Here is a 14,124-nt window from a genome sequence, read left to right as displayed (position 1 = left end):
TTTTTTAGAATGTATTTTTTTCTTTTCGTTCCTGCTGTTTTGCTTCCTGTTCTTCAACTTCTTCAACCTCTTCATCTGAAATTAGGGGATGCTCTTTCATATTAAGCCCAACTATCAGGATCACATTGGTGACTGTACCATACAGCATCATCACAACTGCAATAAACCCACCCCCAAGCAATGAGGCCATTCCCAGACTTACAAAATAGATAGTTTGATACCAGGATTTTCCAACTTCTTCCGATTCACCAATAGGTAAATTCAACATTAAAAAAGTAATTACAGCTGCAACAATTAGTATTGTATCAGACTTGGCGATGGTAAGAACATCTTTGTAATGCCTGTCTGTTAACCGGGATTCTGAGGACCGGCTGAGTCCCAATAGCGTTAACATAAGTGCCAGAATAGTGGTTGAGCCTAGAATAACTGTATTACAAAGCATATTGATCCCAGACATTGAATTCTTCAATAATTCCATTGCTTTATAACCGGAAATCTGACCCAGTATAAAAGTTCCTGTAGCCATCACAACAGTAGAAACTACGCCTCCTACGATCGCTCTTTTTACAATTTGATTCATTGAAAAAAATATTTTATTTACCTAAATATAAATAATTTGAAGTAGAAAAGAGTTCCAAATTTTTAACTTGGAATTCTATTTTAAAACTAAGGTTCTGTTAAAGAAGCCTGTCTTTCCTGCAAAAGTTGGTAAATTAATAATTAAAATTTTCCAACTATGTCAAAATTAAATGTCACACAAAAGCTTATTAAAGAACATCTCTTGATCGGAGAAATGGAACCTGGAAAGGAAATAGGCATAAAAATAGATCAGGCCCTTCTTCAGGATGCTACGGGAACTTTAGTACAGCTGGAACTGGAGGCTATGGGTTTAAAGAAAGCTCAAACAGAAGTTGCAGTTCAATATGTGGACCACAATCTTCTTCAAACAGATTTTAAAAATGCAGATGATCATCTATTTCTCCATTCCGCAGCACAGCGATTTGGCTTGTGGTATAGCCGGCCTGGGAATGGTGTAAGCCACCCGGTACATATGCAGCGATTTGGCAAACCCGGTAAAACAATGGTAGGATCTGATAGTCACACACCTGCCGCGGGATCACTCGGAATGCTGGCGATAGGGACAGGGGGTCTTGATGTTGCATCAGCAATTGCGGGTGAACCATATTTTGTTAAAATGCCTAAGGTGATGGGAGTTAAACTAACCGGAAAGCTACCCGACTGGGTGAGTGCGAAGGATGTTATTCTCGAAATGCTAAGGCGTTATGATGTTAAAGGAGGAGTGGGTAAAGTAATAGAATATTATGGTGACGGACTCAAACATTTAAGTGCGATGGATCGTCACGTCATTGCTAATATGGGTGCAGAATTAGGTGCCACAACTACTGTTTTCCCTAGTGATGAAGAAACCAAAAGATTCCTGAAATCACAAGGTAGAGAAGAAGACTGGGTAGAATTAAAAGCTGATGAAGGCTGTAAATATGATTTTGAAGACGAGATCATCCTGGATGATCTTATTCCTTTGATTGCTCTACCTACAAGCCCCGGCAATGTTGTACCGGTTAGAGAAGTTGAGGGAAAAGATATAAGCCAGGTGGTAATTGGATCTTCTGCCAATCCCGGTCTTAGAGATTTCTGGATTGCCGGAGCGATCGTAGAAGATAAATCCGTTAATAACGATGTGTCTTTCGATATTAATCCTACCTCCAGGCAGATGATCCAGAATATGATTGATAATCGTGCTTTTGCTAATCTTATTAAAGCAGGAGGAAGATTTCACCAATCTGGTTGTATGGGATGTATAGGAATGGGACAGGCACCTGCCTCGCAAACTATTAGTTTGAGAACCATGCCGAGAAATTTCCCGGATAGATCGGGAACCAAAGATGATCAGGTTTATCTATGTAGTCCTGAAACAGCGGCAGCTTCAGCATTAACAGGAAAGATCACCGATCCACGGGATATGGAGAAACTTTATAATATGAAATATCCTCAATTCCAGCATCCGGAAATTGAAATCATAAATACTGAAATGCTGGTTGCTCCACCAGAAGATGGAAGCAAGATCGAACTTAAAAAAGGACCAAATATTAAATCCCTTCCTTATATAGAACCAATGCAGGAAAAATATTGTGTTCCAGTATTATTGAAAATGGGTGATAATATTTCTACAGATGAGATCCTGAAAGCAGGGGCAGAGGTACTTCCTTTTAGAAGTAACCTTCCTGAGATAAGTAAGTATTCCTATACCGTAATTGATGAGAGCTTTTATGATAGAGCCATGAAGTCAAAAACAGAACATGGCGGACATATAGTAGTGGCAAAAGATAATTATGCCCAGGGTTCCAGTCGTGAACATGCAGCTATCGCGCCCAAATATCTGGGACAGGTAGCCGTTATCGCGAATTCTTACGCAAGAATTGCCTGGCAGAACCTGGTAAATTTTGGAATATTACCCCTGGAGTTTATTAATATTGATGATTTTGATAAAATAGAGCAAGGTGACCTTGTTTATTTTAGAAATCTCCGGGAAGATGTTAAAAACAGGAATAATATTAAAGTGATCGTGAAGAACGAAAATGGTAAGAAAAAAGAGTTTGAAACGAAACATTCTATGAGTGATCGTCAGATAGAAGTTCTTCTCAAAGGAGGGATCATAAATGAATTTAAAGATAAGTTAGAAGAGAAAGATTTAAAAGCATAAAATATTGATGCTACTTGGTCTAATTAAAAAGCCCTTTCAATTGAAAGGGCTTTAATTTATATAAATAACACTAATATTAGTGAGTACTCATCTTAGCTTTACGCTTCTCGCATTGTCTATCCAGATCGCTTACGGTATTGGCAACGGAAGATTCAAAAGAATTTTCATTTGACTGAGCGAAAATTTCAGGTCCCGGGGCACTTAATCTTATTTCTGAGATATACCCATTTGGTTTTTGATTTTCATCTCTTTTAAAATAGATATTCGCTCTCACGATCCAGTCATATTTATTCTCAAGTTTATTCAGTTTTTTTTGAGTAAAAGCTTCAAGGGTTTCACTTTTGCTAATGTTTACAAATTCAAATATAGTTTCCATATAGTATTTTTTAATTATTTAAATAAACTTATTTCCCACAGGCTTACCAAGAGCCTTAGGGTAGATTTGGCAAAGTTTTAGGACTATTTTTAGACTTGATCACGGTAACCTTAAATTGTACCTAATCCCATAGTAAATAGTGTGAAATAGGCTATTAAACGTCTATAAATCTGTAGCTTTGTAACTATGGGAACGAAGGATTTGCAAAAGAAGATGATGAGCAGAGCTATTCAATTAGCCAGTGAGGGAAGAGATATGAATAATGGTGGTCCTTTTGGAGCTGTTATTACGAAAGGAGATGATATAATTGCTGAATCTCATAATGAGATATTGTTCCAGCAAGACTGTACTCAACATGCAGAATTAAGAACGATTCAAAAAGCATGTGAGAAATTGAAAACAAAAAGCCTTCAGGGCTGTGTATTATTTACCAGTTGTGAACCATGTATGATGTGTCTTGGTGCTGCCTATTGGGCAGATATAGATTATATTTATTTTGGTGCTTCAGCAGAAGATGCCAGGAATTATGGATTTATATATAGTGATATGTATTATAATTCTAATTCCAAAGACAGGCATACAGAGTTTAAAATGATACAATTATGTAGAAATGAAGCCGTAGGCGTATGGGACGAAGTGAAGCCTGAAGAACTTCATGAGTAAATATTTAACAGATAAATTAATAATCCGGGAGGCCGTGGCTTTTCCGGATTTTCTATTTTTAGAAATAAAACTTAAATGCAGTCAGAAAATAACAAAAAAGAACAGACAGAAAAGGTTAATGATGAATTAAAGAATTCAGAATCTAACGATAATACGAAAACGAAAACTCATGGTGAGATCTTAAAGCAGCAAATCATGGAGGGCTGCGAGACTTACGATAGGAGCAAAAGAAGTATTTTATTAAGTTCTTTTACGGCAGGTTTAGAAATTGGGTTTAGCTTTTTGATGATCTGTTCCGTTTTTAGCTTTTTTCAGGGGAAAGTTGCAGAGGATACACTTTTTAAACTTATTGCCTTAGTCTATCCTCTGGGTTTTATCTTAGTGGTTTTGGGGCAGTCTATTTTATTTACAGAACAAACTTCTTTATTGACGCTGCCAGTTCTAAACAACCACAGAAGTATTTGGAGCCTCTTTAAAATTTGGGGAATTGTGATCCTGGGAAATGTTATTGGAGGCATTTTAATAGCACTTACCTTAGCGTGGGTTGGGCCTAAACTTGGAATTTTTGATGCGGAAGTGATTGCCAAAATTGGCGAACATTTTGTAGGTTATGATATCCCTACCATTCTGGTTAGTGCCATTCTCGCGGGATGGTTAATGGGACTGCTCAGCTGGCTGGTAACTTCTTCTAAAGAAACCACTTCAGAAATATTGATTATTTACTTAATTACAGCAGTAATGGGATTTACCGGACTACACCATAGTATCATAGGTCAAATTGAAATATTTGCCGGAATGCTGGTTTCTCCGGAAATAGATTTCATTATATATCTAAAAACCTTAATAACAGCTTTGGTCGGGAATGCTCTTGGAGCTACCATATTTGTAGCCTTACTTAAATACAGGGCTTTTGTTTTTAATGTAAAAATGCCTTAACTGATAATACATCTGTTAAAACAAATTTAATTCGGGTAATAGCATCAATTTGAATTCCTAAATTGATGTACTTAAAAATAAAATTATGGCTGAAGAGAAAAAAAATGACCATACAAACTGGCAGGAAAATGCTGCAAGACCTTCAAATTTTAATCGAAAGGATAGTGATCTTGAGAAGGACGGTAAAGGAAACCTGAAAATAAAAAAAGATAGTGGAGTTTCTGAGGATGAAGATGAAATGATTCAGAATACCTTAGATTCTCTAGAAGTAGGGGAGGACGAGGAAGAATAGTTTGTAAAAATTCTTTTCCAAATTAAAAAGGATGAGATGAAACTATTATAATTGAAATTAAATGATTTCAGCAATTAAACTTCAACAACAGTAGATGAAATATTGTTTTATAGTATTAGCATTTTTCAGCATGAATATAGGAATGAGCCTTTATAATTTTGAAAATAAATCGGCTTTAAGCGATTGGATGATCGAAGATGATACGGTAATGGGAGGTAGGTCTAATGGGCATTTATCATTTTCTGAAGAAGGTTATGCTATATTCGAAGGAGAAGTTTCTCTGGAAAATAATGGTGGATTCTCATCTATGCAAGCCGACTTTGCTACGAAAGAAGTGGCTGAATATTCTAAAGTTATCATCAAATTAAAAGGTGATGGAAAAACCTACAATTTTAGAGTTAAAGAAACTGCAGATCAAAGGCATTCCTACACCAAAGAATTTAAAACTTCAGGAGATTGGGAAACAATAGAAATTTCTTTAGAAGAATTTAATCCAACCTATAGAGGTGAAACTTTAGATATCCCAAATTATTCTGGTAAAACTTTAGGGCATGTAAGAATTTTAATAGGCAATAAAAGAAATGAATCATTTCAACTCTTCATCAAAGAAATAGGCCTTAAATAGTTGAAGTTAAATTCAGTTGTGTACATATTTTAAGGGGGCTGATTTAGATCTTAAAATTAAAGAAACCATGAAAATCTTAAAAGGCATTTTAATTCTTTTGATTTTGTCTGCTTGTGGACCTGTTAAGAATGCAACTAAATTAGATCTTAAAAAGATGGAAAGGGAAGGTTTTTCTTTCCGAATTGAAAATAACTGGGCTTCGCCAATGGGTGACCAGGTTCTTAATCAGCTTTCTATGAATTTACCTGACGGTAGTTCCTCAAATGCCATTAATCTTATTGGTAATCCTAATCACTTTGAAATTATTGGAGACAGTTTATCTGTGAAACTTCCATATTTTGGTGTCCGTCAAATGGGTGGTGGATATAATAGAGATGGTGGGATCACTGTCAAAGAAAAATTTTCTGATTTAACTATTAGCAACATCAAGAAAAATTCTAAGTTTATAAAACTGAATGCTAAAAGTACGGAAGGTGAAAACTTTCAATTTAATGTACAGGTTTTTGAAAACGGTACAACTACTATTTATGTAAATGGATCCCAGAGAAGTGCCATCACATATCGGGGGGAAATAACAGAGTGGGATATTAAGTCGGAACAAGATAAAACTCTGAAAAAATCTTAAATAATTAGCTATTCAGTGTAGATATTGATGTCATCCTTTTACCAGTAGATGATAAGATTACTAATAAAATGGGCTTAAAAGGAATTGGAGAATTGGGAATTACCAGTATACCTGCTTTTTTAGCCAATCCTATTTTTAGCGCTTCATGAAAAGAATGAGATCACTTCCAATAACTCCGGAAAAACTGATCGAGGCCCCGATTGAAAAACATTTAGAAACATAGATTAATGGTGAATAACATGATCTTAAATTCACAGTTTTCAGTATATACTTAATTGGCATTCAGAAAATTACTATTCTCTAAAGCCATTTTATCTGTTTAAACTAAAATATTTCTTAAATTCAAAGAATAAAAATACATCCAGTGTACCATGGCGACATTCAACATTACAATCAACGGAAAAGAAAAAACTATAGAAGCAGATCCATCAACTCCATTACTTTGGATTTTAAGAGATCATTTAAAACTGGTGGGCACTAAATATGGCTGCGGAATTTCACAATGTGGCGCCTGTACTGTTCATTTTAACGGTTCTGCAGTAAGATCCTGTCAGCTACCAATTTCTTCGGCGGCCAATAATGAGATCACTACCATCGAAGGTTTATCTGAAAATGGAGACCATCCGGTACAGCAGGCCTGGCTGGAAATAGATGTTCCTCAATGCGGATATTGCCAGGCAGGGCAGATCATGTCTGCCTCAGCCTTATTGAAACGTAATCCAAGTCCTAGTGACAAAGAAATTGAAAATGCCATGGATGGTAATATTTGCCGCTGCGGAACCTACACCAGAATTAAAGCCGCTATCAAAAAAGCCTCAAATTCTGAAATTGCATAAGCTTCAGTTGAATTAAAAAGACATAGAAATGACTAAAATAAAAACAGGAATAGGAAGAAGATCTTTCATAAAAAGTGTTTCGGTTGCTGGAGGTGGATTGATCATTGGCTTCAACTGGATGGCATGTAAGGGACCAGCGGAAGAAGGCAGCGAAGAATTGGCAATGCAAATGCCAGATGAATGGTTCGAACTTAACGGATATTTGAAAATAGGCGATAATGGAATCGTCACTATTTATTCTCCAAACCCGGAAATAGGTCAGAACGTGAAAACTTCTATGCCTATGATCGTAGCCGAAGAACTGGATGTAGACTGGAATAATGTTGTTGTGGAACAAGCCCCACTGAATACCGAAGTTTTCACCAGACAATTGGCAGGTGGAAGTCAGTCTATTCGTCAGGGATGGGAATCATTGAGAACTGCCGGAGCAACCGCAAGGCAGATGCTATTAATTGCTGCGGCAAAACAATGGGAAGTGCCAGTTTCAGAACTTTCCGTAGAAAATGGAGTGATAACGCATAAAGGCAGCGATAAAACTATTGGGTATGGCGAAATCGCTAAAGCTGCTGCCCAGGTAGAGGTGCCCGAAGAGGTTGAATTAAAAGATAATGATAATTTTAAAATTATTGGAACCTCTCGGAAAAATGTGGATGCTAAAAAGATTGTTACAGGCCAGCCATTATATGGATTGGATACCTATAAGGATGGAATGCTGATCGCCATGATCGTGCAGCCACCTGCCTTTGGGATGGAGTTCAAAACCATGGATGATGAGAAGGTGAAGGAAATGCCAGGAATAAAAGATGTTTTTACTATAGATACCTACCCGGAAGACATGGAGAAGGAATGGAGCGATGTAGCCGCTTTTTCCAAATTGGTAGTTGTAGTTGGAGAAACTACCTGGCAGGTAATGCAGGCAAAAAAAGCCTTAAATGTAGAATGGGATTTAAATCCCGAACTCACCAAGGAAATTGAAATTCTCGAGAAGTCTGCGGGAATGGATGATGCCAGCGGATTAGAAAGCACCGATATTCATGCCACTTTAATGGCCGATGTAGGTTCTAAACAATCTGAGGTAGTAAGAAAGGATGGTGATCCCGAAAAAGCTTTTAAAAATGCAGCTCGCGTAATCGAGCGTTCGTATACCTGTCCGTTTCTCGCACATAATTGTATGGAACCCATGAACTTCTTTGCAGATGTTAGTGGCGGAAAGGCAGAATTATTAGGACCAATTCAGACCCCGGAATATGCTGAAAAAAGCATTAATAAACGATTGGGTTTAGAACTTGAAGATATTGATGTTCAAATGACCCGAATGGGGGGCGGATTTGGTCGTAGACTTTATGGCCACTTTTTAGTAGAAGCAGCAGTGATTTCTGAAAAGATGGGTAAACCTATTAAACTGGTCTATTCCCGTGAAGATGATATGACCAATGGCGTTTACCGTCCCGCCTATCATGTAACCTATCGCGCTGCTCTTGATGCAAATAATAAACTTACCGCTTTCCATGTAAATGCGGGAGGTATTCCGGAGAGTCCATTATTTGCCAATCGTTTTCCAGCCGGTGCAATAGATAATTATTTAGCAGAAAGCTGGACCTTGAATTCCAATATATCTGTAGGAGCCTTTAGAGCGCCACGTTCAAATTTTATTGCGGGTGCAGAGCAGTCATTTTTAGATGAACTTGCTGAAGAAATGGGCCAGGATCCAATTCAATTTAGACTCGATATGCTGGATCGTGCAAAGAAAGATCCTGTAGGGGAAGAAAATGATTACGATGCTGCGAGATATGCCGGAGTTTTAAAGCTTGCCCGGGATAAGTCAGGATGGGATAAAGGAAATTCTTCATTGAGTCGTGGAGTTTCAGCCTATTACTGCCACAATTCTTATGTTGCCCAAATCCTGGATATGTCTATAGAAGGAAATGAGCCCTTAATAGATAAAGTCACCTGTGCGGTTGACTGTGGAATTGTAGTGAATCCCGATGCCGCCAAAAATATGGTTGAAGGAGGAACGATTGATGGGATTGGCCATGCCCTTTATAGTGAAATGACTTTTAAAGATGGCAAGCCGCAACAAAGTAATTTTGACACTTATAAATTAATTAGACATAAACAGGCTCCTAAAAAGATAGACGTTCATTTTGTGGACAATGGAATTGATCCCACGGGATTAGGAGAGCCTCCATTTCCACCAGTTCAGGGAGCATTGGCAAACGCACTTTATAAGGCAACTGGAAAGAGGTTTTACAGGCAACCATTTATCAATGAGTTACAGACTATAGATACTGAATTGAAAACTTAGTTTTTTTCATGAAACAGATCCGCATAAAATGCTGGGTAGAAGATGACGGAGAAAAGTTATTTGGACCTGGGCCGAATGAATTAATCAAAAAAATTCATAAAGAAGGCTCGTTGACAAAGGCTGCTGCAGTAATGAATATGTCTTATAAAAAGGCCTGGGATATGATACAAAGGTTAAATCAGAACTCTGAAGAACCATTGGTGATTTTGAAAAAAGGAGGTTATCATGGAGGTGGAGCAGAAGTTACTGCTCATGGCTTAGAGGTAGTAGCTGAATATGACAAATTGGAAAAAGAAATTACTGATCTAATAAACCGACAGGATTTACTTAAACTATTAAAATAGCCTTTAGGGTGATCTTTATTTATTGCCTGAATAAATTTATCATGCGATATATATACAAATACATAACGCTTTCTTGAATGACTGCAAAAAAGAAGATATACCTGGATTACAATGCCACCACACCTGTGGATCCTGGAGTGGTTAAAGAGATGTTCCCATATTTTACCGAAAAATTTGGAAACCCAGGCAGTGACCATGCTTTTGGATGGGACGCAGCTGAAGCTATAGAGAATTCCAGGGAACAGATTTCCAGATTGGTTAATTGTAAGCCAACAGAGCTTACTTATACTTCAGGAACTACGGAAGCTGCAAATCTTGCCTTGTTCGGGTTTTGCCAAAAAAATAAAAAGAAGGGTAATCATATTATAAGCTGTAAAACAGAACATAAAGCGATCCTGGATACTTTGGGAGCATTAGAAAATAGAGGTTTTAAGATTACTTATCTAGATGTTGATGCTGACGGAAATATCGATCTAAAGGTACTGGAAAACTCTATTACTGCTGAAACAATTCTGGTTTGCCTGATGCTGGCTAATAATGAAACCGGTCTTATTCATCCAATTAAAAAAATAGCTCAGATAGCCCATGCAAAGAATGTTTATATCATGAGCGATATTACACAGGCTGTGGGGAAAATTCCGATTGATCTAAATGATCTGAACATTGATATGGCGATTTTTTCATCACATAAAATTTATGGCCCTAAGGGTGTTGGCGCATTATATATTTCCAAGAAGAATAAGATACAATTGGATCCGCATGAATTTGGTGGCGGTCAGGAGCGAGGCTTACGTCCCGGAACTCTGAATGTCCCGGCTATCGTGGGCTTTGGTAAAGCTGCTGAAATTGCTTTTTTTGAAATGGATTCAGAATCCAGGAGATTGCTTGAATTGCGAAACAAATTGGAAGCACTTTTATCAAAAATTGAAGGAGCGGAGATCAATTCAAAAGAAACAAATCGATTACCGAATACCACAAATATTGGCTTCAAAAATATTGATGGAAGTCAGTTACTTCGAAGACTGAATATGCTTGCTGTCTCGAGAGGTTCAGCCTGTACGGCAAATACAATACAGCCATCTCATGTGTTATTGGCGATGGACGCTACTAAAGAACAGGCACTAGCATCTTTGCGCATAAGCCTGGGGAAATATACAAGCACAGAAGATATAGAATTTGCAGTTGCCCAAATTACTAAAACAGTTGAACAGCTTAAAACCGCAACCGTATGAGAGAATTGGATGCGATAAACGCTCAATATTGTTCTCTGAAAATGGCCGGAACCGAATGTGTTTTGGCAACGGTGGTACATGTTGAAGGTTCTTCTTACCGAAGAGCGGGAGCAAGAATGCTGGTTGATGAATTCGGCAATATTACCGGAGCTATTAGTGGTGGTTGCCTGGAGGGAGATGCACTAAGAAAAGCACTTCACGCCATGCATCAACAGAAAAATAAGCTGGTCAATTACGATACCAGCGATGAAGATGATGCGGTAATTGGGGCACAATTAGGATGTAACGGGGTCATCCAGGTGCTTTTTGAATATGTGGATTTTGAGAATAAGTATAACCCCTGTGAACTACTTAAAATTGTTGTTTCCAGTAATCAGAAACTGGCAATCGTGGTACAATTCAATTTAGATAAATCATTGGATCAGCCGGGTACAGGATTATTTATCAATGAAGATCTACAATTGAACGGTAAAAAACCTGAAAAGCAGCTCCTGGAACTTATTATTAAAGAATGTGAATTGAGCCTTCAGAATGGTAAACCAAACTTTACTGAAATCTCTATAAATAATAAAACCTACCATTTTTTTATTCAGAATTATAAGCCACCGGTGAAGTTAGTACTTGTTGGAGCTGGAAATGATGCACAGATCCTGGCTCAGCAAACCGAATTACTTGGATGGGATGTAATTGTGACAGATGGTCGTCCAACTCACGCAAATAACGAACGTTTTGCCAGTTCTTGCCAGGTAATCGTATCCAAACCTGAAGAAACATTATCGAAGATCAGGATCGATGCCCGTACTTATTTTGTTTTGATGAGCCATAATTACAACTATGATCTGGCCGTATTAAAATTATTGATCGGTAAGAATGAAATTCCATATATCGGAATATTGGGGCCCAAGAAAAAGTTTGATAGAATGTTGACCTATCTTAAGAAGGACGGTTTCCAATTGAATGATGAAATTCTGAATAAGATTCATGCTCCGGTGGGATTGGAAATAGGAGCAGAAACTCCTGCAGAGATTGGACTTTCTATTTTAGCTGAAATTCAATCAGTTTTGACCGGCAAGAGCGCAAAGCCATTGAAGCAAAAGAAAACTCCTATCCACGATAAAAAAGAAAATCACTTTAAAGAAATTCAGGTTTGATAGCAAATAACAAAATAGGAGTAGTGATCCTGGCTGCAGGTTCATCGAGTAGACTAGGGTTTCCGAAGCAATTGGTGGAGTATAAAGGAAAAGCTTTATTACAGCGCATGGTGGACCTGGTTAAATCATTAACTTTTGATTCAAGGATTTTGGTGCTTGGATCTGGTGTGGATAAAATTAAATCCCAGGTTAAACCGGGAAATATAACAGTAATTGAGAATAACAACTGGGAAGAAGGAATGGCTTCCAGTATCAGGCTTGGTTTAGCTAAAGCACTGGAGAGTGAAGAGGAACTGGATCATTTACTAATCCTGCTTTCAGATCAACCCCTGGTTACAAAACGACAAATTGAGGAATTAATAGACCTCCAGATAAATAAAAATAGCAGGGCTACTTTTTCAGAATATGATGGAGATATTGGAGTCCCGGCGATTTTCTCCAGCAGTATATTTCCAGATCTGGAAAAATTGCAAGGAGATCATGGAGCTAAAAAAATGATCTATCGGGAAGGTTTTAAATACGAAACTCTAAAGTTAGAAGAAGCAAATTTTGATGTGGATACTATGAATGATGTGGAATTATTAAAGAAGATGGAAGAATGAAACTTACTTTAAGATATTTTGGAATGATCGCAGAAGCTACCGGTAGAACCGAAGAAATTCTGAATGTTTCCGATCAAATCAAATTATACGATCTCAAAGATCAGCAAATAAAGAAATATAAAATCCAGGATCCTGAAGCTGTTCAGCTAGTGGTAAATCAGGATTTGAATACTTCAACAGTATTAAAAGAAGGCGATGAGATCGCATTTTTACCACCATTTGCAGGAGGATGATGAGATACGACAGACAAATAAAATTGGATGAAGTGGGCGTTTCAGGCCAGGAAAAGCTTAAAAATGCCAGCGTACTAATAGTTGGTGTGGGCGGGCTTGGGTGCCCGGCAGCGCAATATCTCGTTGGTGCCGGGATTGGTAGAATTGGATTAATAGATCATGACCGGGTTTCTCTTTCAAATCTTCATCGGCAGTTATTGTTTACCGAAGCGGATATAGGTAGTACGAAAGCTTCGGCGGCGAAACAGAGACTACAAATGATCAATTCAGAAGTTGAAATAGATGTTTTTGAAGAACCTTTGAATATTGAAAATGCGGAAAATCTCTTTCAGCTATATGACATCATCCTTGACGGAACCGATAATTTTGAAACAAAATATTTGATAAACGACGCCTGTATTCTTACTGAAAAGCCATGGGTGTATGCCTCTATCTATAAAAATGAAGGTCAGCTTGCGGTATTCAATTATCAGGAAGGACCTTCTTATCGATGTCTTTTTCCGAAGACCATCAGGCAGAATATCAGTTGTGAGGCTACCGGCGTGCTGGGAGTAACTCCGGGAATTTTGGGGACGATGCAGGCCGCTGAAGTTTTAAAAATAATATTGGAAACCGGGAATGTCCTTTCAGGAAAATTAAAGCTGTTGAATATTTTAACTGCACAGGATCAGGTATTAAATATTTCCAGGCGACCTGAAGAGATCCAAAAGATCAGGAAAGAGGGTATCATTCCGGTACGGATCGAATGTAATATTTCTGATGAGACCAGATATTACCTGGATATTCGGGAGATATTCGAACAACCAAAGATCACTTCAGATAAAGTAATTCAAATTCCGTTAAGCGAACTTGAAGATCGTTTAGATGAAATTCCGAAGCAGGAAGAGATTCTGGTTTTCTGCCAGTCTGGAAAAAGAAGTAAAAAAGTCGTGGATTTATTACAGGCAGAATTTGACTTCAACAACCTTAAAAATGTTGAAGGAGGAATAGAAACGATAATTGATAATAATTAGCCAGCTTTTTCTTATCGTCATGCTGACTCGTTTCAGCATCTCATGGAAATTGCATGAAAAGGTAAAGTTGATAAGAGACCCTGAGTCAAACTCAGGGTGACGAAATAAAAATAACGTCATGCTGAACTTGATTCAGCATCTTAGGAGAAAAAGTAAGCAAGAATAAAAG

Annotated in this window: 16 protein-coding genes; 14 read left to right on the top strand and 2 right to left on the bottom strand. The window is 37.7% G+C overall.

Features of this window, described 5'->3' with window-relative positions:
• Nucleotides 1-4 precede the first annotated feature (4 nt).
• Nucleotides 5-580 carry a hypothetical protein gene (locus LGQ90_RS02760; protein WP_229337884.1) on the bottom strand — a complete coding sequence of 192 codons (576 nt, stop codon included), beginning with the start codon at nt 578-580 and terminating at the stop codon, nt 5-7.
• 156 nt (nt 581-736) lie between these two features.
• Here LGQ90_RS02760 and LGQ90_RS02755 point away from each other — a divergent pair, with 156 nt between their 5' ends.
• Nucleotides 737-2,722, top strand: coding sequence for an aconitate hydratase (locus LGQ90_RS02755; protein WP_229337882.1), 1,986 nt, complete (start codon nt 737-739; stop codon nt 2,720-2,722).
• Nucleotides 2,723-2,798: 76 nt separating this feature from the next.
• Here LGQ90_RS02755 and LGQ90_RS02750 read toward each other — a convergent pair whose 3' ends face one another.
• Nucleotides 2,799-3,098, bottom strand: coding sequence for an HPF/RaiA family ribosome-associated protein (locus LGQ90_RS02750; protein WP_229337881.1), 300 nt, complete (start codon nt 3,096-3,098; stop codon nt 2,799-2,801).
• Between the two features lie 186 nt (nt 3,099-3,284).
• Between LGQ90_RS02750 and LGQ90_RS02745 the strand changes: the two genes are divergently transcribed.
• The 13 genes from LGQ90_RS02745 (at nt 3,285) to LGQ90_RS02685 (ending at nt 13,955) form a co-directional block, all read left to right on the top strand.
• A complete protein-coding gene (locus tag LGQ90_RS02745; RefSeq protein WP_229337879.1) occupies nt 3,285-3,761 on the top strand; it encodes a nucleoside deaminase in 477 nt (158 codons plus the stop codon).
• Nucleotides 3,762-3,836: 75 nt separating this feature from the next.
• Nucleotides 3,837-4,697 (top strand): formate/nitrite transporter family protein, encoded by an 861-nt coding sequence (locus LGQ90_RS02740; protein WP_229337877.1) that lies wholly within the window; start codon nt 3,837-3,839, stop codon nt 4,695-4,697.
• Nucleotides 4,698-4,782: 85 nt separating this feature from the next.
• Complete coding sequence (locus tag LGQ90_RS02735) at nt 4,783-4,989, top strand: hypothetical protein (RefSeq protein ID WP_229337875.1); 207 nt, start codon at nt 4,783-4,785, stop codon at nt 4,987-4,989.
• A 94-nt stretch (nt 4,990-5,083) separates the two neighbouring features.
• Complete coding sequence (locus LGQ90_RS02730; RefSeq protein WP_229337873.1) at nt 5,084-5,614, top strand: CIA30 family protein; 531 nt, start codon at nt 5,084-5,086, stop codon at nt 5,612-5,614.
• 67 nt (nt 5,615-5,681) lie between these two features.
• Entirely contained in the window at nt 5,682-6,239 is a 558-nt protein-coding gene (locus LGQ90_RS02725; RefSeq protein WP_229337871.1) for a DUF4251 domain-containing protein, read from the top strand.
• Between the two features lie 371 nt (nt 6,240-6,610).
• On the top strand, nt 6,611-7,075 hold the full coding sequence (locus LGQ90_RS02720; protein ID WP_229337869.1) for a (2Fe-2S)-binding protein: 465 nt from the start codon (nt 6,611-6,613) through the stop codon (nt 7,073-7,075).
• A gap of 28 nt (nt 7,076-7,103) precedes the next feature.
• Complete coding sequence (locus tag LGQ90_RS02715) at nt 7,104-9,380, top strand: xanthine dehydrogenase family protein molybdopterin-binding subunit (protein WP_229337867.1); 2,277 nt, start codon at nt 7,104-7,106, stop codon at nt 9,378-9,380.
• A gap of 8 nt (nt 9,381-9,388) precedes the next feature.
• Nucleotides 9,389-9,724, top strand: a complete 336-nt coding sequence (locus LGQ90_RS02710; RefSeq protein ID WP_229337865.1) for a winged helix-turn-helix domain-containing protein — start codon at nt 9,389-9,391, stop codon at nt 9,722-9,724.
• 77 nt (nt 9,725-9,801) lie between these two features.
• A complete protein-coding gene (locus LGQ90_RS02705) occupies nt 9,802-10,956 on the top strand; it encodes a cysteine desulfurase family protein (RefSeq protein WP_229337863.1) in 1,155 nt (384 codons plus the stop codon).
• On the top strand, nt 10,953-12,107 hold the full coding sequence (locus LGQ90_RS02700) for an XdhC family protein (protein WP_229337861.1): 1,155 nt from the start codon (nt 10,953-10,955) through the stop codon (nt 12,105-12,107). The genes LGQ90_RS02705 and LGQ90_RS02700 overlap by 4 nt, the downstream gene beginning before the upstream one ends.
• Nucleotides 12,104-12,709, top strand: a complete 606-nt coding sequence (locus LGQ90_RS02695; protein ID WP_229337859.1) for a nucleotidyltransferase family protein — start codon at nt 12,104-12,106, stop codon at nt 12,707-12,709. Before LGQ90_RS02700 ends, LGQ90_RS02695 begins: the two co-directional genes overlap by 4 nt.
• Nucleotides 12,706-12,942 (top strand): MoaD/ThiS family protein, encoded by a 237-nt coding sequence (locus tag LGQ90_RS02690; protein WP_229337857.1) that lies wholly within the window; start codon nt 12,706-12,708, stop codon nt 12,940-12,942. Before LGQ90_RS02695 ends, LGQ90_RS02690 begins: the two co-directional genes overlap by 4 nt.
• Nucleotides 12,939-13,955 (top strand): HesA/MoeB/ThiF family protein, encoded by a 1,017-nt coding sequence (locus LGQ90_RS02685; RefSeq protein WP_229337855.1) that lies wholly within the window; start codon nt 12,939-12,941, stop codon nt 13,953-13,955. The genes LGQ90_RS02690 and LGQ90_RS02685 overlap by 4 nt, the downstream gene beginning before the upstream one ends.
• Nucleotides 13,956-14,124 lie beyond the last annotated feature (169 nt).

The organism is Christiangramia sediminis, assembly GCF_020552705.1.
In the GTDB taxonomy this organism is placed as follows: Bacteria; Bacteroidota; Bacteroidia; order Flavobacteriales; family Flavobacteriaceae; genus Christiangramia; species Christiangramia sediminis.
This window is presented reverse-complemented; position numbering and strand designations above follow the sequence as displayed.

Bases quoted from the DNA above. Each gene is read 5' to 3' on its own strand.
- LGQ90_RS02705 (WP_229337863.1), top strand. From the start codon at position 9,802: ATGACTGCAAAAAAGAAGATATACCTGGATTACAATGCCACCACACCT.
- LGQ90_RS02740 (WP_229337877.1), top strand. From the start codon at position 3,837: ATGCAGTCAGAAAATAACAAAAAAGAACAGACAGAAAAGGTTAATGAT.
- LGQ90_RS02750 (WP_229337881.1), bottom strand. From the start codon at position 3,098: ATGGAAACTATATTTGAATTTGTAAACATTAGCAAAAGTGAAACCCTT.
- LGQ90_RS02700 (WP_229337861.1), top strand. From the start codon at position 10,953: ATGAGAGAATTGGATGCGATAAACGCTCAATATTGTTCTCTGAAAATG.
- LGQ90_RS02690 (WP_229337857.1), top strand. From the start codon at position 12,706: ATGAAACTTACTTTAAGATATTTTGGAATGATCGCAGAAGCTACCGGT.
- LGQ90_RS02735 (WP_229337875.1), top strand. From the start codon at position 4,783: ATGGCTGAAGAGAAAAAAAATGACCATACAAACTGGCAGGAAAATGCT.
- LGQ90_RS02715 (WP_229337867.1), top strand. From the start codon at position 7,104: ATGACTAAAATAAAAACAGGAATAGGAAGAAGATCTTTCATAAAAAGT.
- LGQ90_RS02730 (WP_229337873.1), top strand. From the start codon at position 5,084: ATGAAATATTGTTTTATAGTATTAGCATTTTTCAGCATGAATATAGGA.
- LGQ90_RS02755 (WP_229337882.1), top strand. From the start codon at position 737: ATGTCAAAATTAAATGTCACACAAAAGCTTATTAAAGAACATCTCTTG.
- LGQ90_RS02710 (WP_229337865.1), top strand. From the start codon at position 9,389: ATGAAACAGATCCGCATAAAATGCTGGGTAGAAGATGACGGAGAAAAG.
- LGQ90_RS02685 (WP_229337855.1), top strand. From the start codon at position 12,939: ATGATGAGATACGACAGACAAATAAAATTGGATGAAGTGGGCGTTTCA.
- LGQ90_RS02725 (WP_229337871.1), top strand. From the start codon at position 5,682: ATGAAAATCTTAAAAGGCATTTTAATTCTTTTGATTTTGTCTGCTTGT.
- LGQ90_RS02720 (WP_229337869.1), top strand. From the start codon at position 6,611: ATGGCGACATTCAACATTACAATCAACGGAAAAGAAAAAACTATAGAA.
- LGQ90_RS02760 (WP_229337884.1), bottom strand. From the start codon at position 580: ATGAATCAAATTGTAAAAAGAGCGATCGTAGGAGGCGTAGTTTCTACT.
- LGQ90_RS02745 (WP_229337879.1), top strand. From the start codon at position 3,285: ATGGGAACGAAGGATTTGCAAAAGAAGATGATGAGCAGAGCTATTCAA.